General features: G+C 70.6%; 19 protein-coding genes. 8 read left to right on the plus strand and 11 right to left on the minus strand.

Annotation, left to right across the window (positions count from 1 at the left end):
* Positions 1 to 90 precede the first annotated feature (90 nt).
* The 4 genes from ACWC1K_RS15730 to ACWC1K_RS15745 all read left to right on the plus strand — a co-directional run bounded on the left by ACWC1K_RS15730 (position 91) and on the right by ACWC1K_RS15745 (position 3,112).
* Entirely contained in the window at positions 91 to 567 is a 477-nt protein-coding gene (locus ACWC1K_RS15730) for a single-stranded DNA-binding protein (RefSeq protein WP_450831703.1), read from the plus strand.
* A gap of 259 nt (positions 568 to 826) precedes the next feature.
* A complete protein-coding gene (locus ACWC1K_RS15735; RefSeq protein WP_450831705.1) occupies positions 827 to 2,236 on the plus strand; it encodes a Cys-Gln thioester bond-forming surface protein in 1,410 nt (469 codons plus the stop codon).
* A 115-nt stretch (positions 2,237 to 2,351) separates the two neighbouring features.
* The gene (locus ACWC1K_RS15740; RefSeq protein ID WP_450831707.1) at positions 2,352 to 2,720 is read left to right on the plus strand and encodes a hypothetical protein; all 369 of its coding nucleotides are present in this window, start codon (positions 2,352 to 2,354) and stop codon (positions 2,718 to 2,720) included.
* 95 nt (positions 2,721 to 2,815) lie between these two features.
* Positions 2,816 to 3,112, plus strand: coding sequence for a zinc-ribbon domain-containing protein (locus tag ACWC1K_RS15745; protein ID WP_450831709.1), 297 nt, complete (start codon positions 2,816 to 2,818; stop codon positions 3,110 to 3,112).
* A gap of 155 nt (positions 3,113 to 3,267) precedes the next feature.
* Here ACWC1K_RS15745 and ACWC1K_RS15750 read toward each other — a convergent pair whose 3' ends face one another.
* Both ACWC1K_RS15750 and ACWC1K_RS15755 read right to left on the minus strand, forming a co-directional pair.
* Complete coding sequence (locus ACWC1K_RS15750; protein WP_450831711.1) at positions 3,268 to 3,933, minus strand: hypothetical protein; 666 nt, start codon at positions 3,931 to 3,933, stop codon at positions 3,268 to 3,270.
* A gap of 212 nt (positions 3,934 to 4,145) precedes the next feature.
* Positions 4,146 to 4,628 carry a hypothetical protein gene (locus ACWC1K_RS15755; protein ID WP_450831713.1) on the minus strand — a complete coding sequence of 161 codons (483 nt, stop codon included), beginning with the start codon at positions 4,626 to 4,628 and terminating at the stop codon, positions 4,146 to 4,148.
* A gap of 266 nt (positions 4,629 to 4,894) precedes the next feature.
* On the opposite strand from ACWC1K_RS15755, the gene ettA reads away from it, so the two are divergent.
* The 3 genes from ettA to ACWC1K_RS15770 are packed head-to-tail and all read left to right on the plus strand — an operon-like array spanning position 4,895 to position 7,653.
* Positions 4,895 to 6,559: an energy-dependent translational throttle protein EttA gene (gene ettA, locus ACWC1K_RS15760; protein WP_097264247.1), complete on the plus strand. Its 1,665-nt coding sequence runs from the start codon at positions 4,895 to 4,897 to the stop codon at positions 6,557 to 6,559.
* Positions 6,560 to 6,565: 6 nt separating this feature from the next.
* Positions 6,566 to 6,979, plus strand: a complete 414-nt coding sequence (locus tag ACWC1K_RS15765; protein WP_351474866.1) for an acyl-CoA thioesterase — start codon at positions 6,566 to 6,568, stop codon at positions 6,977 to 6,979.
* Positions 6,976 to 7,653, plus strand: coding sequence for a hypothetical protein (locus ACWC1K_RS15770; RefSeq protein ID WP_450831715.1), 678 nt, complete (start codon positions 6,976 to 6,978; stop codon positions 7,651 to 7,653). Before ACWC1K_RS15765 ends, ACWC1K_RS15770 begins: the two co-directional genes overlap by 4 nt.
* 34 nt (positions 7,654 to 7,687) lie before the next feature.
* Here the strand turns inward: ACWC1K_RS15770 and ACWC1K_RS15775 are convergent, their stop codons facing one another.
* The gene (locus ACWC1K_RS15775) at positions 7,688 to 7,867 is read right to left on the minus strand and encodes a hypothetical protein (protein ID WP_450831717.1); all 180 of its coding nucleotides are present in this window, start codon (positions 7,865 to 7,867) and stop codon (positions 7,688 to 7,690) included.
* A 20-nt stretch (positions 7,868 to 7,887) separates the two neighbouring features.
* Complete coding sequence (locus ACWC1K_RS15780; protein WP_351474861.1) at positions 7,888 to 8,292, minus strand: globin; 405 nt, start codon at positions 8,290 to 8,292, stop codon at positions 7,888 to 7,890.
* Between the two features lie 132 nt (positions 8,293 to 8,424).
* Here ACWC1K_RS15780 and ACWC1K_RS15785 point away from each other — a divergent pair, with 132 nt between their 5' ends.
* The gene (locus tag ACWC1K_RS15785) at positions 8,425 to 9,408 is read left to right on the plus strand and encodes a methyltransferase domain-containing protein (RefSeq protein ID WP_450831719.1); all 984 of its coding nucleotides are present in this window, start codon (positions 8,425 to 8,427) and stop codon (positions 9,406 to 9,408) included.
* Positions 9,409 to 9,419: 11 nt separating this feature from the next.
* Here the strand turns inward: ACWC1K_RS15785 and ACWC1K_RS15790 are convergent, their stop codons facing one another.
* The 7 genes from ACWC1K_RS15790 to ACWC1K_RS15820 all read right to left on the minus strand — a co-directional run bounded on the left by ACWC1K_RS15790 (position 9,420) and on the right by ACWC1K_RS15820 (position 20,008).
* Positions 9,420 to 10,712, minus strand: coding sequence for an FHA domain-containing protein (locus tag ACWC1K_RS15790; RefSeq protein WP_450831721.1), 1,293 nt, complete (start codon positions 10,710 to 10,712; stop codon positions 9,420 to 9,422).
* Positions 10,713 to 10,791: 79 nt separating this feature from the next.
* Positions 10,792 to 12,138, minus strand: coding sequence for a vWA domain-containing protein (locus ACWC1K_RS15795; RefSeq protein WP_450831723.1), 1,347 nt, complete (start codon positions 12,136 to 12,138; stop codon positions 10,792 to 10,794).
* Between the two features lie 98 nt (positions 12,139 to 12,236).
* Positions 12,237 to 13,571 carry a PP2C family serine/threonine-protein phosphatase gene (locus ACWC1K_RS15800; RefSeq protein ID WP_450831725.1) on the minus strand — a complete coding sequence of 445 codons (1,335 nt, stop codon included), beginning with the start codon at positions 13,569 to 13,571 and terminating at the stop codon, positions 12,237 to 12,239.
* A 3-nt stretch (positions 13,572 to 13,574) separates the two neighbouring features.
* Positions 13,575 to 16,070, minus strand: a complete 2,496-nt coding sequence (locus ACWC1K_RS15805) for a tetratricopeptide repeat protein (RefSeq protein WP_450831727.1) — start codon at positions 16,068 to 16,070, stop codon at positions 13,575 to 13,577.
* A 25-nt stretch (positions 16,071 to 16,095) separates the two neighbouring features.
* Positions 16,096 to 17,427: a hypothetical protein gene (locus ACWC1K_RS15810; RefSeq protein WP_450831729.1), complete on the minus strand. Its 1,332-nt coding sequence runs from the start codon at positions 17,425 to 17,427 to the stop codon at positions 16,096 to 16,098.
* Positions 17,428 to 17,492: 65 nt separating this feature from the next.
* Positions 17,493 to 18,542, minus strand: a complete 1,050-nt coding sequence (locus tag ACWC1K_RS15815) for a glutamate ABC transporter substrate-binding protein (RefSeq protein ID WP_450831731.1) — start codon at positions 18,540 to 18,542, stop codon at positions 17,493 to 17,495.
* A 14-nt stretch (positions 18,543 to 18,556) separates the two neighbouring features.
* Positions 18,557 to 20,008: a hypothetical protein gene (locus ACWC1K_RS15820; protein ID WP_450831733.1), complete on the minus strand. Its 1,452-nt coding sequence runs from the start codon at positions 20,006 to 20,008 to the stop codon at positions 18,557 to 18,559.
* Between the last annotated feature and the right edge of the window lie 183 nt (positions 20,009 to 20,191).

Here is a 20,191-nt window from a genome sequence, read left to right on the forward strand (position 1 = left end):
ACGCGGTCGCCGTGGCAGAGGCAGCCGTACGGGACGGGCCCGTAGGCATGTCCGCCCGGCCCCGGCGGCCGGGCGAGGGAGGGGGTCGTGATGAACGAGACGATCATCTGCGCCGTGGGGAACGTGGCGACGAAGCCGGTGTTCCGGGATCTGGCGTCGGGGCCGTCGGCGCGCTTCCGGCTCGCGGTGACCACGCGCTATCTGGACCGCGAGAAGAACGAGTGGACCGACGGCCACACCAACTTCTTCACGGTGTGGGCCAGGCGGCAGTTGGCCACGAACGTGACGGCCTCACTCGACGTGGGCGATCCCGTCATCGTGCAGGGCAGGCTCAAGGTGCGTCAGGAAGTGCGTGAGGGGCAGAAATGGGCCTCGGCGGATCTGGAGGCCGTGGCGATCGGCCACGACCTCACGCGGGGAACCTCGGCCTTCCGGCGGCCGGGCAGGCCGGAACCCGAGCCGGCCGCTGCTGCGCCCCAGCAGCCCGAGCCCAACTGGGAGACCCCGCCCGGCGGTTCGGCGACCGACTCGCCCCAACGGGAGCCGGAGCCGGCTGCGGTGACGTGATGTCAGGCACTGCCCCGAGCTGGCCGTACTGCGGCTTATCGGCGAATGCGTTCCGAACGGTCCGGTGGATTTGTCGATAAGCCCTGCTCATGGGCCGTCTTGGCGATAACGATTCCGAGTCGGATCGCTTGTCCGACGGTATGACCGGCAAGCGTGGTGCGCCGCGTCCATAGGATGCCCGGCATAGCTCTCGGGGCTTCTGATTCTGCTGGTGGGACCACACCCCCCACGTCAATGGTCCTGCTCGAAGGGGAATTTGGTGTTTTCTTCTTTCTCTGCGCCGTCCGCGCGCAGGCGAGGGGCCGTCCGTCTCGCCGCCGCGACGCTGGTGTCCGGTCTTGTGGCTGTCGGGGTGCTCACCGGAGCCGGCACGGCCACCGCGAAGGAGACGGCACACAGCCAGGGCGGGGCGACCGCCACCATAGGCGGCCTCAAGACGTACGGCACCGCCGTGATCCACGAGAAGACCGGCGACCAGCAGGTCTGGGCGGGCCTGTTCGAGATGTCCGTCGACGGCGGCGGCACCCTGCAGACGTACTGCGTCGACATCCACAACCCCACCCAGCGGGACGCCAAATACCACGAGACCGCCTGGAGCGGCACCTCGCTGGGCGCCAACAAGAACGCCGGCCGGATCCGCTGGATCCTGCAGAACTCCTACCCGCAGGTCAACGACCTCGCGGCGCTCGCGGCGAAGGCGGGCGTCCAGGGCGGCCTGACCGAGCAGGACGCGGCAGCCGGCACCCAGGTGGCCATCTGGCGCTACTCGGACCACGCCGACGTCGACGCCGTCGACCCGCAGGCCGAGAAGCTGGCGGACTACCTGCAGAAAAGCGCGGTCGACATGGCGGAGCCCCAGGCGTCGCTGACGCTGGACCCGCCCGCCGTCTCCGGCCACCCCGGCGAGCTGCTCGGCCCGGTGACCGTGCACACCAACGCGGCGGGTGTGACCGTGACGCCGCCGGCGAACGCGGCGACCACCGGGGTGAGGATCGTCGGCAAGGACGGCAAGCCCCTCACCTCCGCGGTCGACGGCAGCCAGCTCTTCTTCGACGTGCCCGAGCACGCGGCCGACGGCTCGGCCGAGCTCACCGTGCAGGCCTCGACCACCGTGCCCGTGGGTCGCGCCTTCGCCTCCGACACCCGCAGCCAGACCCAGATCCTGGCCGGCTCCAGCGAGTCGACGGTCTCCGCGGCGGCGGGTGCGACCTGGGCGAAGAAGGGCGCCATACCGGCCCTCTCCGCCGCGCGGAACTGCGCCAAGGAGGGCGTGGACATCACCGCTGCCAACCAGGGCGACGAGGCGTACACCTTCGAGCTGATGGGCATCGAGCACAGCATCCCGGCAGGCGAGTCCCGCACGGTGACGATCCCCCTGCAGGAAGACCAGCCCTACGACTTCACGATCACGGGCCCAGCCGGCCTCCAGAAGCGCTTCACCGGCATCCTCGACTGCAGGACCCAGACCTCCGAGACCGGCAACGCGACCCAGATCCTCAGCGAACCGAGCCCCGCCACGGTGGGCGGCACAGCGGACGACACCAACCTCGCCGCCACCGGCGGCTCCACCATGACCCCGCTGATCGCGGGCATCGCCATCGCCCTCGTGGTGATCGGCGGCGCGGCCCTGGTCCTCGTAGGAAAGAAGAACGCGCCGACGCAGGACTGAGACTCGGAGGAAGCGCGGGCGCCGAGGGCAAGGACGCCTGCCCAACTCACGCTCTTCCCACGCCGGTTGGGCCACATGCGTGGAGCCAGGCCCGATCGATGGGCAGGATGGCCTCATGACGAAGTCATCCGTATCGCTTGTGCCGTCCACCCCCTCGGGGTCGGTGCTGTCCCTGTGGTCGCAGGACTCGGTGCTGTCGATCGGCTCGGTGGGGTCGGTGCTGTCCATCGGGTCCGTCGGCTCGGCCCTGTCCGTCGGGTCGATCGGGAGCGCGCTCTCCGTCGGGTCGATCGGCTCTGCGCTGTCGCTGATCTCGGCGGGGTCCTGGCTGAGCACGGGATCGCTGCTGTCCGCGCAGTCCCGGTGGTCGGTGCTGTCCTGGCGTTCCTCCCGTGCCTTCCGGTCGGCGGGAGCGGTCGGGGTGACGGCCGCGGCTGCCCTGCTGTTGGCCCAGCGGCTGCCCAGGGCGAACGGCGACCGCTGACAGTCACCATGGCGCCGAGGGGGTGAATCTGCGAGAAGATCTCGGTCAGCGCCTTCCACCCGGCGGCGGACAACGACCCGAGAAGGGCCGATCTCGTGATCATCTTTGGCACCAGGGGATACCTGTACCAGCTCGCGATACTCACGCTGGTGTGCGGAGGCTGCGGCAACCCTGCCGCGCACACGCTCAGGAAGCGTGTCACGAAGTTCACGCTGTTCTTCGTGCCGCTGTTCCCCATCTCCACGAGGTACGCCACGCAGTGCACCTTCTGCGGCACGGAACAGAAGGTGACCAAGGAACAGGCCGAACAGCTCCAGGCCCAGGCCACAGGCGCTCCTGGCGGCCACCCCCACGCCCAGCCGCACCAGCCCCACCAACACCCCGGAGCGTGATCACCCCCGACGCCCGAGGGGTGTTACTTGCACCGCAGGGCATGAAACAGCCCCTCACCAGCGGTTTTCCTGCCGATGAGGGGCCGTGTCAGGCGGCTTGGGCCGTCTCTGGGCCGGGCACAGGCCCGTGCAGCAGAACGCCAGCCTGAACCGGATCAGTCCCAGCGATAGGGGCCGGTCAGCCTGGCTGCGGGCAAGCACCCCTGTTCCACGTCTGCTCGGGCGATGCGGATACCCAGGATGTCGCCGACGGCCTGCCACACTACGCCGCGCAGACCACCCTCCTGCGTGTCGAGAAGGTCATGCCATTGTGGGACGGTGCAGCCCTCCGGGCAGGTCGCCCCGGCGGCTCTCAGGCCCTCGCCCAGGGCAGCCAGCTTGCTGCCTTCTACCGCATGAGGGCGACCCGTCAGATCGTCGCCGAAGTTGTTCAGGTATGCGTTCCCGTCGCCGGGCGCGTATACGAAATAGCTCGGGTTGACCGCTACGTTCGCGTTCAGGCAGATCAGCTCCTCCCCGGCCGTGGGAGTCACCTTGTCCTCGTCCTCGAAGAACCATGCGCACCAGGTGCACGATCCTCGGTCTTCCAGAACGAATGCCCACTCACCGGACGTGCCGTACATGCAGGGTGCGTCCCGGGTCGGGGGGAAGTCCCGGTACGGCGTAGCGCTCGATATCTCCTCCTCGTCCGCGCCCAGCCTGAGCAGCAGATCCCGGACCGGGACACCGCGCACCGCGGTCATGGAGATCCCGCCGAGCATCCCGTCAGCCGCCGGCTTGTCGAATGTGTGCTGCCCAATCCACTTCAAGCCCTCCGCCACTGCGCTGCGCCTCCTCGGTGTCGTTGGGTTGCAACGTAAGGTGTTGGCGGATGTGGCGGTCCGCAACAGCGAGCGAGACCGCGCCCGAGCAAGCCCGCACGAGGCCAGCCGACGTCAACCAACGACGACAGAAGCCCACGGCATCTGAACTGGTCAGAGCCGTAGGCTTCTTCTGCCCCGCTGGTCAGCGGGACCGGTGGTCAGCAGACGGGCTACTGAAGGCGCTCGATGGCGGGCTGAGTGTCGAGCAGCGTGTCCACCGTCAGCGTTCCTGCCGACGTGCCGATCAGCCACTCCGCGAGGGTGATCCCTTGGGCCCAGAGCTCTCCCTCGTGGTTGCACCACATCTGGCCCGCAGGATCGCGGAAGTCGACCAGTGACCAGATGGTGCAACCCCAGTCGTAGATCAGCACCAAACCCGCGGGAATGCGGCCGGAAGGATCCGGGCCGTCCTGGTACAGCTCGGCGATGTCGCAGAAGTTGCCCTGGGCGTGGCCCCCGCTCACGCCCAGGATGCCGTCGTCCGGTCCGAATCCTCCGTTGGCCACTTCGCTGTACAGACGCCCCAGGAGCGGAGGCGTGCGAAACCCGATGATTTGTTCTGCCTGTGCGATGGCGTCCGGTCCTGCGGGCGGGGGCAGGGTTCGCGTCCGGGCTGCGGCGCGCACTGTCTCCACGACCTCGTCATCAGTCACGATCTCACCCTCTCAGCCCGGAGAGGCGGAGGCCAGTGCCCCAGGGGCCGCGAGTGTCCGAGCGCTTCCTGGGCCGTCTCTGGGCGGTGCGAGGGTGCCCGAGGACGACCGGCGGCGACCGGCACTGACAGACGAGCCATCGCTGCCGGCAGAGAACCCCCAGGTCACCGCCCCCCGGGCATACGCGTTTCCCCCCAGGGGTGGCGGTCAGGCAAGATGGGGTGTATCTGCCCACTGCCTGATTTCAAGCTGCCGGACGGTTTCTCTTGGCTGAGTACATCTACACCATGCGCAAGACGCGCAAGGCAATCGGCGACAAGGTCATCCTTGACGATGTTTCGCTGAACTTCCTGCCCGGCGCGAAGATCGGTGTGGTCGGTCCGAACGGTGCCGGTAAGTCGACCATCCTGAAGATCATGGCGGGGCTGGAGCAGCCGTCGAACGGTGACGCGTTCCTGTCGCCGGGCTACACCGTGGGCATCCTGCTCCAGGAGCCGCCGCTCAGCGAGGACAAGACCGTCCTGGAGAACGTCCAGGAGGGCGTCGCCGAGGTCAAGGGCAAGCTGGACCGGTTCAACGAGATCGCCGAGCTGATGGCCACCGACTACTCGGACGCGCTGCTCGACGAGATGGGCAAGCTGCAGGAAGAGCTCGACCATGCGAACGCGTGGGACCTCGACGCCCAGCTCGAGCAGGCCATGGACGCCCTCGGGTGCCCCCCGGGCGACTGGCCCGTCACCAACCTCTCCGGTGGTGAGAGGCGCCGCGTCGCGCTCTGCAAGCTGCTGCTGGAGGCCCCCGACCTGCTGCTGCTCGACGAGCCCACCAACCACCTCGACGCCGAGTCGGTGAACTGGCTGGAGCAGCACCTCGCCAAGTACGACGGCACCATCGTGGCCGTCACCCACGACCGGTACTTCCTCGACAACGTCGCCGGCTGGATCTGCGAGGTCGACCGCGGCCGCCTCCACGGCTACGAGGGCAACTACTCCAAGTACCTCGAGACCAAGCAGACCCGTCTCAAGGTCGAGGGGCAGAAGGACGCCAAGCGGGCGAAGAGGCTCAAGGAAGAGCTCGAGTGGGTGCGGTCCAACGCCAAGGGGCGTCAGGCCAAGTCCAAGGCCCGTCTCGCGCGCTACGAGGAGATGGCCGCCGAGGCCGACAAGATGCGGAAGCTGGACTTCGAGGAGATCCAGATCCCGCCGGGTCCGCGTCTGGGCAGCATCGTCGTCGAGGTCAACAACCTCAGCAAGGGCTTCGGCGACAAGCTCCTCATCGACGACCTTAGCTTCACCCTGCCGCGCAACGGCATCGTCGGTGTCATCGGCCCGAACGGCGCCGGCAAGACCACCCTCTTCAAGATGATCCAGGGTCTGGAGACCCCGGACTCCGGCTCCATCAAGGTCGGCGAGACCGTCAAGATCTCGTACGTCGACCAGAGCCGCGAGAACATCGACCCGAAGAAGACCCTCTGGGCCGTCGTCAGCGATGAGCTCGACTACATCAATGTCGGGCAGGTCGAGATGCCGAGCCGGGCGTATGTGTCCGCCTTCGGCTTCAAGGGCCCCGACCAGCAGAAGCCCGCCGGCGTCCTCTCCGGTGGTGAGCGCAACCGCCTCAACCTCGCGCTCACCCTCAAGCAGGGCGGCAACCTGCTGCTCCTCGACGAGCCGACCAACGACCTCGACGTCGAGACCCTCGGCTCGCTGGAGAACGCGCTGCTGGAGTTCCCGGGCGCGGCCGTGGTCGTCTCCCACGACCGGTGGTTCCTGGACCGAGTGGCCACGCACATCCTCGCCTACGAGGGTGACTCCAAGTGGTTCTGGTTCGAGGGCAACTTCGAGTCGTACGAGAAGAACAAGATCGAGCGGCTCGGACCGGACGCCGCGCGCCCGCACCGCGCCACCTACAAGAAGCTGACCCGGGGCTGATCGATCTTGCGTCACATCTACCGCTGCCCCCTGCGCTGGTCGGACATGGATGCCTACGGCCATGTCAACAACGCGATCTTCCTCCGGTATCTGGAGGAGGCACGCATCGACTTCCTGTCCCTGCGGGGCAAGGAGTCCAAGCAGGGGTCCGTGGTGGCGCGCCATGAGATCGACTACAAGCGGCAGCTCGTGCACCGGCCCGACCCGGTGGACATCGAGCTGTGGATCACCGAGATCAGGGCCGCGTCCTTCACCGTCACCTACGAGGTGAAGGACGAGGACCTGGTCTATGTACGGGCCTCGACCGTCGTCGTGCCGTTCGACTTCGAGACGCAGCGGCCGCGCCGGATCACCTCCGAGGAGCGGGAGTTCCTCGAGGGGTACCGGGACGACGCCGAGGAGGAGGCCGTCGCCGCATGACGGTGCTCCACCTTGCCGACGAGCGGGAGGCGGCGGACCTCGCGGCCTTCCTCTCGCGGCTGCTCCACTACGACCGTGGGGCCGCGGTGCGCCTCCAGGCCGCAGGGACCGCGCTCGCCGTCTTCGGGCGGCCGCCGTCCTTCGAGGTGCTCGCGATCCGCGCGGTGCGGCTCGCCAAGCCCTACGAGAACGGGCTCGACGTCACGCTCGACGTGACCGTGTCCGCGGGTGAACTCCTGGAGGCGGTGGACGAGTCGGCGGCGACGGCTGGCGTTCCGGCGGCGGTGACGGGGCCGCCGTGGGCCGGCGTCCTCCCGCCGCGCGGCGGCTGGCGGCCCGAGCCCGGGCTGCCCGCGCCCGACGCGCTGCGCGCCATGGTCGGCGCGGCCGTCGCCGAATTCCGCTCCCGTACCGGGGAGTTGGCACCCGAGCTGCGCACACGCGCCGAGCTCGACCGCATCGGACGGGAGATCTGGTCCCGGACGGTCGGCGACACCCACCTTCCGGTACGGGCCGCGCACGCGGCACAGTCGCTCGGGTTCCTCCGGTCCACGCAGAGTGCCGGGGACCTGGCGCTGGTCTCGTCGGGCGCCTGGCTGCGGCTTCGTACGCCGTATGGCTCGATCGCCGTACGGCGTGCGGGGCTTGGGGCGCTGGACGTCAGCGTCCGGTAGCCATCCGGACGGGTGCGGTGGTCATCCCACGTGATCACTCACTGCCGTCCGGCCGTACGGCGATGTGGTCCGGCTCCGGTTCCAGGGCGACGCAGTCGCGCATGCCGGGCTTCAGGTCGGGGCGCTGCGCGGCGTTCTGCGGGCCCGCAGCGAGTGACGCCGGTCCGCGCGTCACCGCTCGCGCGCGGGCGCGTGACAGGACGAACGGTGCCACCGCACCGAACGTCGTCAGGGTCAGTCCGGGGCGTTCACCATCGAGGCCGCGGCGTAGGTCAGGTACTTCCACAGCTGCTGCTCGTGCTCCTCGGACAGGCCGAGCTCGTCGACGGCGTCCCGCATGTGCCGCAGCCAGGCGTCGTGCGCCTCGCGGTTCACGGTGAAGGGGGCGTGACGCATGCGCAGCCGGGGGTGGCCGCGGTTGTCGCTGTACGTCGTCGGGCCGCCCCAGTACTGGATCAGGAACAGCGTGAGGCGCTCCTCGGCAGGGCCGAGGTCCTCCTCGGGGTACATGGGCCGCAGTACCGGGTCCTCGGCCACCCCCTCGTAGAAACGGTGGACGAGGCGGCGGAAGGTCTCCTCCCCGCCGACCTGCTCGTAGAAGGTCTGCTCCTGAAGCGTGCCGCGCCGAATCTCATTCACGCTCCCATGGTCTCAGACCGCTCGGCGGAGGACTTGAGGCTTAGGTCCCCGCCCCGCCTCCAGGAAGTGGACATTCCGGATCTGGCGGAGTCGGTACTCGCCTCGTGCTTCCTCCCGCAGCACAGTGGACGTATGGGCGCAGCTGCTCTCGACAAGGAATTGGACGACCTCGCGGCCACCGCGCGGGCGGCGCTCGTACGGGAGATCGACGCGAGCGGGGCCTGGGACGACGACCCGGTGTGGCGGGAGGCGTTCGCTGCGGTCCCGCGCCATCTCTTCGTGCCGTACTACTACGTCGGGGTCGTCGGCGGCTACGAGCGACGCTGGGGCGAGAGCCCTGATCCACGCACGCGCGAGCGCTGGTTGCGCGGGGCCTACGAGGACGCCCCGCTGGCCACCCGGCTGCGCGACGGCGAGCTGCTCTCCTCCAGCAGCCAGCCGTCGCTGATGGCGAAGATGCTGGCCGAGCTGAGGGTCGAGGACGGCAACCGGGTCCTGGAGATCGGCGCGGGCACCGGCTACAACGCCGCCCTGCTGGCCCACCGGCTCGGCGACGACGACCTGGTCACCACCGTCGACCTGGAGCCGGAGATCACCGAGTCGGCCCGGCAGCACCTGGCGGCCGCCGGCCACCACCCGGCCGTCGTCACCGGCGACGGCGCCCGCGGAGTCCCCGAACGCGGCCCCTTCGACCGGATCATCGCCACCTGCACCCTGACCTCGGTCCCGCGCGCCTGGCTCGCCCAGTGCAACCCCGGCGCCCGCATCCTGGCGCCCTTCGCGACGGGCCTGATCGCCCTGACGGTCCGGGACCCCGCCCACGCCGAGGGCCGCTTCCTCCACACGCCCGCCTACTTCGTGCCCCTGCGCGGCGAGACCCGCCCCGAGCGGGGGTCACTCCAACTCGGCGACATTCCCCGCCGTGCCAGGGACCACGAACTCTTCCGCTTCCTCCTGGCCCTGACCCGCGGCACCCTCGACCCACAGGATGCTTTCGCCCTGTGGGAACACGAGGAACAGCCGGAGCGCCAGCGCTACGGCATCACCATCGGCACAGACCGAGCGTGGGCATGGCTGGATGACTCGGAGGGGCCGTACGTCTGGCCCCTCCGATGAATCAACGGCTTTCAGGGGGCGCGGCGAATAGTGATCGTCGTCCACGCACCCACGTGCACCCGATCCCCATCCTGCAACGGCACCGGCACAAAAGGTTGAATCGGCTCATCAGAGCCGTTGACCGTCGTACCGTTCGTCGAGTTCTGGTCCACGACCGCCCAACTGCCGTCCGGCTGCTGCACGAGCACCGCATGCTGGTGCGAGACGCCCGGGTCCTCCGGCGGCACCGCCAGGTCGATGTCGGGGGTGTCGCCGGTGGAGTGCCGGCGGCGCCCGATGGTGATCTGGTTGCCGCTGAGGGTGCGCTGCTGCTCCGGCGAGTACGCGGGCAGGTTGAGGCCCGCGGCCTCCGGGCCGGAGCGCTGCATCATCGCCATGAAGTACTCGCGGTCCGGACCGATGGTCGCCGTCCAGGTCACCGGCCCGCCCTGCGTCTGCGGGAAGCCCTGGCCGGGCGGGGGTGCCTGGGTCGAGCCGGGCTGCGGATAGCCGTAGCCACCGTTCTGACCGGGGCCACCGGGAGCGCCGGGGCCGCCGGACGGCGGAGAGATCACCCAGTCGTCGTCACCGCCGCCGTAGGACGGACCGCCCTGCTGCGGCGGACGTCCCGTCTCCTGCGGGAAGCGGGGCGGGGCCGGCGGACCTGGCTGCTGGAACGCCTGCGGGGCGCCGCCGGGGCCACCGTGCGGTGTGGGGCCGGGCGGCGGCGGGACCGGACGCGACGGGTCGGGGCCGAAGCCGGACCGGTCGGCGAAGGGGCTCGGCGGACCGGAGGGCTCGTTACCGAAGGGGCTCGGCGGACCGGAGGGCTCGTTGCCGAAGGGGCTCGGCGGGCCCGAGGGCTCGTTCCCGAACGGGCTCGGCGGGATCGGCTCCGCCGGGCGGTTCATCTGGGACGGGCGTGAGCCCTGGTACTCGTACGAGTCGCCGCCGCCGTACGACGGACCGGGCGGCGGCTGCTGCTGGAAGGGCCCGCCGGGGCCGGGCGCCGGCGGGCGCGGGGCGGCCGGGGTGTACGAGGTCGCGGTGTTCGTCAGGAAGTTCCACCGGCACTCCTCGCAGAACGGCGCACCGCCCTCACGGGGCGTGCGGCACTGCGGGCAGAGCTCCGGCTCGGGGTCCGGCACCGTGGACAGCGGGCGGCCGCCGGGCCGAGGGCCATGGCCGGGCGGCGGGAAGCCGTAGCCGCCGCCGGGCGGGGGCGGCGGGGGAGGGGGCGGAGGCACGGCACCGGCCATGCGGTGACCGCAGACCTCGCACCAGTCGTCGGAACCCGACTGGTGTCCGTTCGGGCAGGTCGGCATGTCGGCGCTTCCCCCTTTCCTTCAGGGTCCTACTCGGTCCTGGGATGTGTGTGATGTGTACGGCGACGTGACGTCGCTGTCACTTCTTTACACGAACAGTCTTTGTCGACCGTGTCTCGAGAGTCATCTCGTCGGCCTCCTCGACCTTCGCTTTCAGTCGCACAGTACCTGTCGCGGCATCGACCACGTCCACCACCTTCGCAAGCAGTTTCGCAGTATCCGCGTTTCCGGAGGCGCTGGCGAGCTGAACGGCCCGGCCCAGTTTGGCCGTTGCTCCATCCATATCGCCCGCTTTGCGAAGATCCAGCCCTTGTTGGATGGCCTGTGCCAGTTCGGCCTGCCCCGTGTAGTGGGCGACCTGGGGGTTGATCGAGGTGGAAGCCACCATGTCGTCGGTCCACACGGCCCTGACGAGCCCCTGGGCGCCGAGGTTGTGCGCGCTGCCGTCGGGCTGCGGGACGACCAGGGAGACCCGGGCGGCGAGCATCTCCTGGCCGAGGGCCGCGGCCGGGACCTCGACGCATACGTGGTAGTCACGGGACTCGTCGCCCCAGGAGCCGGTGGGGTAGTCCCCGGCGCGCGGGCCGGCCTCGGTGCGGCGGTCGGTCAGCTCCTCGACCGTGGGCGCCACTTGCTTGACGAACTTGATGGTGGTGCCGACCGGCGTCCACAGCCTCAGAGCGACGTCGGCGACCTCCTTGCCCATCGCCTTCTCCATCATCTGCGTGAAGTCGGCGGCGAGGGCGGCAGGGTCGGCGACGATGTCGGCGGTACCGAGCAGCGCGGAGGCGATCCCTGTGACTTCTTTCACTTCCCAGTCGGTGCCCACGCCACGTGCGTCACAGGTGAACCGTCCGGCACATTCGGCGAGCGCCCGCTTGAGGTCCTCCGGCGACTCGTGCTCGTTGCGGCCGTCGGTGAGCAGGATGCCGTGCCGGATGGCGACCTCGTCCGAGGAGAGCAGCCGGTCGGCCAGCTTCAGCCAGGTGCCGATGGCCGTGCCGCCGCCCGCGCTCAGCTTCCGCAGGGCCTCCTTGGCCTGGCCGCGGGTGGTGGCGTCGGCGACCGCGAGGCGCCCGCCACCCGGGTAGACCTCCTTGGCGACGTGCGTGCCGCCGATCACCGCGAAGTGCACCCCGTCGCGCAGGGTGTCGATCGCGGCGGCCGTCGCGTCCCGGGCGTTGCGCATCTTGGTCGGCGGGTAGTCCATCGAGCCGGAGCAGTCGACCATGATCGCTACCCCGGCCGACGGGCCGCGCCCCGGTCCGTAGAGGTGAGGCGCTGCGACGGCGCTGCCGACCGTGCCGCCGCCGGTGGCGGTGACCGTGACGATGGCGTTGACCTCGCGGCCGCCCTCCGGCAGGTACTCGTTCTGGTACACGTCCATCGAGAACTGCGGCACGCTGGACTTCGAGAAATTGGCCATGCCTACTCAAATCCCCCTCGAAAACCCCGCGTTCGCGGGGCGACGACTGTATGCGGACCGGTCCCCTCCGGTCCGCTGAGGCATCCCCGTATACGGCCTCAGGCCGATCCTGCCCCCTGAGGCACGGCCGGGAACGGCACGACGGCCACTGTTACGTTGTCGTGGCCCCCGCCGTCCAGGGCGTGACCGACCAGCACACGGGCGCTGTGCAGCGGACGTACGGCGGCATCCGTCGGCACGACCTCGGCCATCTCCTCGGCCGCCTCCGCGTAGTTCCACAGTCCGTCCGTGCACACCACCACTACACCCGGCCGGTCCGGCTTGAAGGAAGCCGTGTGCGGCTCCAGTTCGTAGGCGTCCGCGCCGAGCCAGCCGGTGATCGCGTGGGCGCGCTCGTCGGCGTACGCCTCGGCCTCGCTCATCAGGCCCGCGGAGACCATCTGCGCGGCCCACGAGTCGTCCTCGGTGAGGCGGGCCGGAGCCGAACTGCGGTCCACCGGCACCCAGTAGGCGCGGCTGTCGCCGACCCAGCCCACGACCAGCAGCCCGGCCGTCACGACCGCGCCGACGATGGTGCAGGCGGGCGCGTTCTGGTGCGGGGAGTGCTCGCGGGCGGTCGCGGGTTCGTCGGCCAGGGCGTTGACCGCGTGCGAGGCGGCCACGATCGCGTCGTGCATGGCCTGCTGCGGGTGGGTGCCCCGCGGCAGGGCGGTGAGCAGCGTGTCGTTCGCGGCGCGGGCGGCGGCGAGCGAGGCCTCGTCGGGCCGGGTCGCCGAGGAGACGCCGTCGCAGACGATCGCCACGGACGCGGGCGCGCCGTCGGGCAGGGTGGCGGTGCCGATGCCGAACGCGTCCTCGTTGCGGTGGTGGCGCAGGCCTCGGTCGCTGACGGCGGCCACCGGGCCGGACTCCTGCTCCATGTGGTCGCGTTCCCGGGGCTGGGCGTGCCCGCAGTTCTCGCAGTAGCCGTCGTCGTCGACACGGCCCGCGCGGCAGGCCACGCACAGCTTGGCCTCCTCGGCGGGCGCGGCGAGCGAGGCGACGCGCGGGTCCGGGGCCTGCAGCGGGTACTCGTCGGGCTGCGGCGGCCGGTCGAAGCGCACACCGGAGGCCGGGGACATCGGCGATCCCGTGGGCTGCTCCGGCGGCAGCGGGGAGCCGCCCGAGTCCGTGCCGTGCAGGTCCGTCGGCAGATGGGTCGCCGCCGGGGTGTCGGAGCCGCCCGGAGCGGCGGCGACGGGCCAGGCCGCACCATCCCCGTCGCCCGGCTGCAGGTCCGAGCCGTTCAGGGCGATCGTCGGATGGTCGTCCGGCCGTGCGGGCACGACGGACAGGTCGTATCCGCACGCACCGCAGAAACGGTCACCCGACTCGAGCGGCCACTCGCAGCTCGGGCAGTTCGACAGGGCGGCCTGCTGGGGCATCTGCGACATCAACTACACCCACGTCCGGGGGCGGTAACGGTTGGCACGTTCCACCAGGTCGATCCTCTCCTCGCCGCCTCGCGCCAGCCGGGCCAGCGTGCGGTACGAACGCTCCAGGCCGAAGCGGAGTCCCCGCTCGTCCAGGTCGCTGCCGAGCAGCACGCGCTGCGCGGCGGGAGCAACCACCTGGCCACCGGAGAGTATCCAGTCCAGCGCGCAACCGAGGACTTCGGCCGACAACTGCTCCCGGCGCGCCGGATCCAGACCGTACGCGTCCAGCGCCTCGACCTGCCCGGCGGCGGCACCCAGGTCCTCCAGGAACGGTACGTCGGAAGCGGCCGCCGTACGCCCGCGCAGCCGCGCCCGTACGGCCGCCACCCGCGCGGCCGTGTAGTGGATCGAGGACTCCGGTACCGACTCCAGCGTCCGTACGGCACTGCGCCGGTCCCCGGTCGCGAGCTGCACGCGGGCCAGACCGAACGCGGCGCTCACATAGCTGGGGTCGGTCGACCACACCAGCCGGTAGTACTCGGCCGCGTTGTCCAGCTGGCCCAGTACCTCCGCGCACAGGCCGAGCGCCAGCTTGGGCGCGGTTTCGCCGGGGAACGCGTCGTAGATCGCGTCGAAGGCGAGCGCGGCGCCCTCCTCGTCGCCGGTCACCAGCGCGGCCACGCCCCGGTACCAGACCACCCGCCAGTCGTCGGGCCGCTCGGTCTCCAGGGTCTGCAGCGCGTTGAGTGCGGTCGCAAAGTCGCCGTTCTCCAGCCAGGCGCGGATCTGCCTCAGCCGGGTCTCGACCGATGCCGCCGGGGCCGCGGCCAGCGCCCCGAGCAGTTCGGCCGGCGCGGTCGTCATCAGGCCCGCCAGGAAACCCGCGTTCGGGTCGGAGGGGTCGACGCGGGGGACGGGCAGGGCGAGGGCCGCGGTGGGGGAGTCGACGTGCTTGACGAGGGCCGCGGTGCCGTTCGCCGACGCGGGAAGCTGCGGCTGCTGTCCCTTACGCGGCAACACCACCCGCGCCCCCAGCCGTGACACGTCCCCCTCCAGCTTCGGGAACAACTCCGTGTCCGTGACCTTCAGTTCGGGTCCGAACAGCGTCGACAGCGCGGGCCGCGCCCGGCCCGTCTGCAACGACACCACCTCGCGCAGCACACCCGTCAGCTGCTCCGCCATCTCCTGCGCGGAGGCGAAGCGGCGGGCCGGGTCGGGGTCGGTGGCGCGGACCAGGAGCCGGTAGAAGGACTCGTACTGGCGGAAGACCTCGATGTTGTCGGGGTCGGGCAGGGAGTCCACGAAGACGTTCGTGTAGCCCTGGAAGTCGAAGGACAGGACGGCCAGGGTGCGGGCGACCGTGTACAGGTCCGAGGCCACCGACGGGCCGACCTCCGCGACCTCCGGCGCCTGGTAGCCGACCGTGCCGTAGATGGCCGACTCCTCGTCGTCCATCCTGCGCACCGCGCCCATGTCGATCAGCTTGAGCTGGTCCTCGGTCTGGATCGCGTTGTCGACCTTGAAGTCGCAGTACAGCAGGTTGCGGCTGTGCAGATGGCCGAGCGCCTCCAGCGCCTCGATGCCGTACGCGCAGGCCTGCTCCACCGGCAGCGGATCCCGCTTGCCGTCCGGGGTGCGGCGGTCGTTGGCGATCTCCTTCAGGGACTTGCCGCCGACGTACTCCATGACGATGTAGCCGTCGAGCGAACCGGTGCGCTGGTCCAGGTGCTCCACGAAGTTGTAGATCCGCACGATGTTGGAGTGCTCGATCTCCGCCAGGAAGCGCCGCTCGGAGATCGCCGCCGCCATCGCGTCCTGGTCACCGGTGTCCAGCAGGCCCTTGAGGACCACCCAGCGGTCGGAGACCGCCTTGTCCACGGCGAGGTAGACCCAGCCCAGGCCGCCGTGCGCCAGACAGCCGACGACCTCGTACTGGCCGTGGACGACGTCACCCGACTTCAGCTTCGGGACGAAGGAGTAGGGGTTGCCGCACTTGGTGCAGAAGCCCTCGGTGCGGCCCGCGCGGTCCCCGCGTGACCGGCCCACCGGCGCCCCGCAGTCGGAGCGAGAGCAGAACCGCTTGCGCTCGGGCACCTCCGGGTTCTCCAGCACCATCGCGCGCGGATCGGGCCGCGGCACGTCCGGCACCTGCACCAGGCCCACGCCCAGCCGGCCGCGGGAACCGGTGCTGGTGCCGGAACCGGAGCTGCGCACCGACACCGAACGGCCCGTGGACTTCCCCGACAGGGAGCGCGAGAGCCGCCCGGACACCGAGCGCCTCGACTTCGACGACTGCGAGGACGTACGCGAGCTGCCTCGGCTGCCGGCCCGCGAACTGCCGCTGTCCTGCGAGCCCTTGCCGTCGCCGGTGATGCCGGTGGCCGGCGAGCCCACCATGCCCTTCGACGACACGACGGGCGCCAGACCGCAGGTGTCGCAGTACAGCTCGCCGCCGCCCACGTCCTCGTACGTGCCCTCGCAGTCCGGTCGTTGGCAGGTCTGCTGTGCCTCACTCATGACGACGCCGTACCCCCTTTGTCGCTCACGCTCCGGACCCCCCGCGGTCCTGCGGGCCGCCCTGCGGCGGCACGCGCGGGGCACCCAGCACCTCGGCGGCCGCCTGCTGGTAGCGCAGCACGGCCTGTTCGGCGACGCGCAGATCGCACGGGGCGCTCCACAGCATGCGGCGCGCCGCGTCGTACCGCTCGATCAGGAACGGGTCCTCGGCGTACCCGAGCCGGGCGACCTTCGCCTTGTACGCGTCGAGGCGGCCGCGCAGCTCGGCGCGGACCGCCAGGGGCGCGGTGACCGCGGTCAACGACTCGCGGGCGCGCAGTAGTTCGTCCTCCGCCTTCTGCTCCAGGGACTCCAGGAGCGGGGACAGGCGGTGCCACTGGGCGTGTCTGCGGTATTCGGCGGCCGTCGCCAGCTGCTCCTGCAGCGCGGTCGGCGGGCCGCTGACGACCGGCACCTCCGTGGCGGCGATCTTCGCGAGAACCTCCCCGCGCGCGTTGCGTGCCTCCGCGAGCGTGCGGTCCGCCCGGCTGAGCACGTCCCGCAGCTTCACCAGCCGCTGCTCCGCGTCCTGCCGGACGGTGAGCACGGCGTCGATCTCCCTGCGCACCTCCTCCAGGGCGCGCGCCTCCCGGTCGTACACCGTGGTGTCCGGCCGGCCGCCGCCCGGCGCCGAACTCCCCTGCGCGGGAATCCAGTACGCCAGCGGGTCGGAGATCACCTGCTCGCGCAGGGTGGTCAGGGTGCGGGTGATGCGCTCCAGGTCGTCCCCGGAGGGGTGCTCGCCGGGGCGCACACCGACGGAGTGGGCGAGCGTACGGGTGCGCTGGAGCTCCGCGGCCAGTAAATCGATCCGGGCGGGCAGCGCCGACCAGACCGCGTCGGCCGCGACCACCATGTCCAGGCTCGACGCGTACAGCTCGTTCATCAGGTCGACCAGGGCGGCCAGGGAGAACTGCCGGCTGAGCTTGCCCGGGGCGGACAGCAGCGTCGGCGCGTTCGCCGTGGCCGTCGTCGAACCCGCGACCGTGACGGACTCGCCGCGCAGCAGCTCCGTCAGCTCCACCAGGTCCTCGCGGCTGGACCAGCGGCGGCGCGAGCGGATCTCCCGGGCGGAGCGCAACGCGTCCGTGTACGCGTCGAAGTACGCCCACAGCAGCGTGATCGACGCCTCCGCGGCAGCCCATCGCTCCTTGGTGATGCCCGTCAGCTCGGCGCCCTCGAGGAGTCTGCGGCCCGCGTGGTCCTGCAGGGCGAGGAGCGAGGTCTCGATCGCCTCGTGCTCCGCGCCGAGCCGCGCCAGCGCACGGTCCACCTCGTCCCGGTCCATCACCGGCCCGGCGGGGTCCGTGACGCCCATCGATCACCTCTCGCTGCTGTCGTGTTCCGTCGTGTGGTGCCGTACGTCCGTCAGTTGATGATCGGTCACTTGTAGTGGGCTTCGGGAGGGGTCGCCGACGCCGACTTCTCGCCACCCTGGTCCATGGTCGGATGCAGCCACGTCTTGTACGAGGCCGCCCAGTCGCCGTCCTTGATGTAGTTCTGCAGGGTCCGGTTGACCTGGCGTATCAGATCCTGGGAGCCCAGCTTCATCGCCACGCCGTAGTACTCGTCGGTGAACAGGCCGCCCTTCAGCTGCACCGTGGGGTCCTGTGCGGCCTGGCTCGCGGCGAGCGCGCCGTCCGTGACGACCGCGTCGACCTCGCCGAGCTGCAACTTCACCAGGCAGTCGAGCTGGTTGGGGACCACCGTCCCGATGTCCGCGCCGGTCGGAAGAGTGCCCTTCCCCTTGTCCGCCTGCAGCCGGTCCAGTGCCGTCGAACTGTCCGCCGAGCAGATCTTCTTGTGGGCGAGGGTGCTGTTGTATCCCGTGATCGCCGAGGTCCGCGGGGCGAGGACCTGCTGTCCGGTCCTGAAGTAGGGGGCGGAGAACGCCACTTGCTTGATCCGGTCGCAGTTGATCGTCATGGTGCGCACCACCATGTCGACCTCGTCGTCCTGAATCGCCTTGATACGGCGGCTGGTCGGGATGGCCTTGAACGAGACCGCGTCAGGGTCGCCCAGGATGTCCTTGGCGATCTGGTGGACGAGGTCGATGTCGAAACCTTCCGGCGCACCGGAGGTGTTGTTCGGGTTGAGATAGCCCCAGCGGTAGCTGTTGGTGTCGATGCCGACGATCAGGCGCCGGTCCTTGCGGGCCTTGATCCTGTCGATGATCGCTGTGCTGCCGTCACCGCCCGACGGCGAAAGACTGCCGTCCTGCGGGTTGTCGCACTTGGCCGCAGCCCTGGCCTGCAGGCCCTGCGCGACCCCTGGGCCGCCGCTGCCCGCGGCGTCGTCCGTGCCGCTCGACTGGGTCTGGGGCAGCAGCAGCGCGAACGCCAGGGCCAGGGCGCACAGGGCCGCCATCGCGCCGACCCCGCCCCAGCCGCGGAGACCGGTCCGCAGACGCTGTGCCAGACGCCGTGCATCCATCGTCACGCCCCCTCTCACCGGTACTCCGACAGCCTGCGCCCGATGCCGACGACCGCGCCGGCCGCCCCCAGCACCGCGAGGACCGCGGCCCCGTACGGCAGTCCGGTCAGCGCGTCCCGGCCGTCGCCCGCGGCCTGCTTGAACTCGGCCTGCTCGTGCGTGAGCGCCGTCTCCAGAGCGATGTCGATGTTGTCGAAGCACTCGCTCGTCGGGTCCTTGCCGACGCCGATGACCTTGTCCCGGGCCTGCTGGTACTCACCCTTGTCGTTCCAGCCCTGCGCGACTACGTGCCGTTGCTTCCACACCTTCATGAAGCCGTTCGCGTTCTGTACGGGTTTGCGGCCCGCCGAGTCGTCCGCGAGACCGTCGGCCTTGGTCAGCGACGCCGCCAGCTCACCGATCTGCTCGTCGTACCCGGCGGCGTAGGCGTCCACCGGATTGCCGCCCACGACCTTGGTGTCGGCGCCGCGGCGGATCAGGCTGAGGTTCTCGTCACTGCGGGCCGTCAGGGACGCGATACGGGCGTCGTGCAGCACGTTCAGCGAGCGGACGCCGTGGTTGTACGAGGCGTTCAGCCCCGAGCGGGCGACCGTGTGGCCGACGACCAGCCAGAGCAGGACCACCACCGACGCGGCCGAGGCGATGACCAGACCGTGGTTCAACACCCGGTTGGTGCGCAGGTAGTTGCGGCGCTGGGCCCAGGCCAGCCCGCCGAGGGCGAGCAGACCGAGGCCGACCGCCGCCCACGGGAAGGACTTCGCGTGCGCGTAGTCGGAACTCAGCCGCTGGTTCTCCTTCTGGTACAGGGCCTCGGCCTTCGGCAGCATCTGCTGCTGCATCTGCTCGTTCGCCGCGCGCAGATACGCGCTGCCCACCGGGTAGCCCTGCCGGTTGTTGGCCCGGGCCGTCTCCACCAGGCCCTTGTACCGGGGCAGCAGCTTGTTGAGCTCGGCGATGGTCTTCGCCGAATCGGACCCCGGGTCCGAGCTGGAGGCGGCCGTGACCAGCTTTTCCGCGGCCGTCCTGATGCCGTCCTCGTACCGCTGCCGCGTCTCGGGCTTCTCCTGCGGGCCCGCGAGATAGCCGCTGGCCGCCGCCGTGTTGGCGTCGGCGAGCGAGCGGTAGATGTCGGCCGCGTCGGAGCTGAGCGGCTGGCTGCGGGTGAGCACCTGCTCGGCGGCCGTCGCCCGGGCCGTCATCTGCCAGGCGGTGACCGCACCGAACGCGACGACGAGGAGGGCGAGGAACGCCCCGATGATGCGCAGCCGCCCGGGCTCCGTGGTCGCGGCCTCGCGCAGCCGGTCGACGCCCTCCGCGAAGGCCGTGCGGCGTGCGGAGACGTCGGGAACGACTGCGGGGCCCGTCGGGGTGGGGGGAACGGGCCGGCCCGGCTGAGGCGGTACGGACGGCATCGTGGGCACGGCGGTGCCCGGCCTTGCCGCGCTGCTCTTCGGCGGGTGTGTCACTTTTGACCTCCCCCATGGTCATCCGTCACAGCAAGTATCGCCGCCGGGACTGACATCCGCACGGGGTGCCTGCCGGCGGCTTGCAGGATCCCGTATCCCCCCTGCCCATGAACACGTTTTGGGAATCAGTTCGGTTCCGTCCGGGGGCTGCCGCCCCCAGGCCCCCGCCTTTCGGCCTGAACG

Source organism: Streptomyces sp. NPDC001492 (assembly GCF_053597275.1).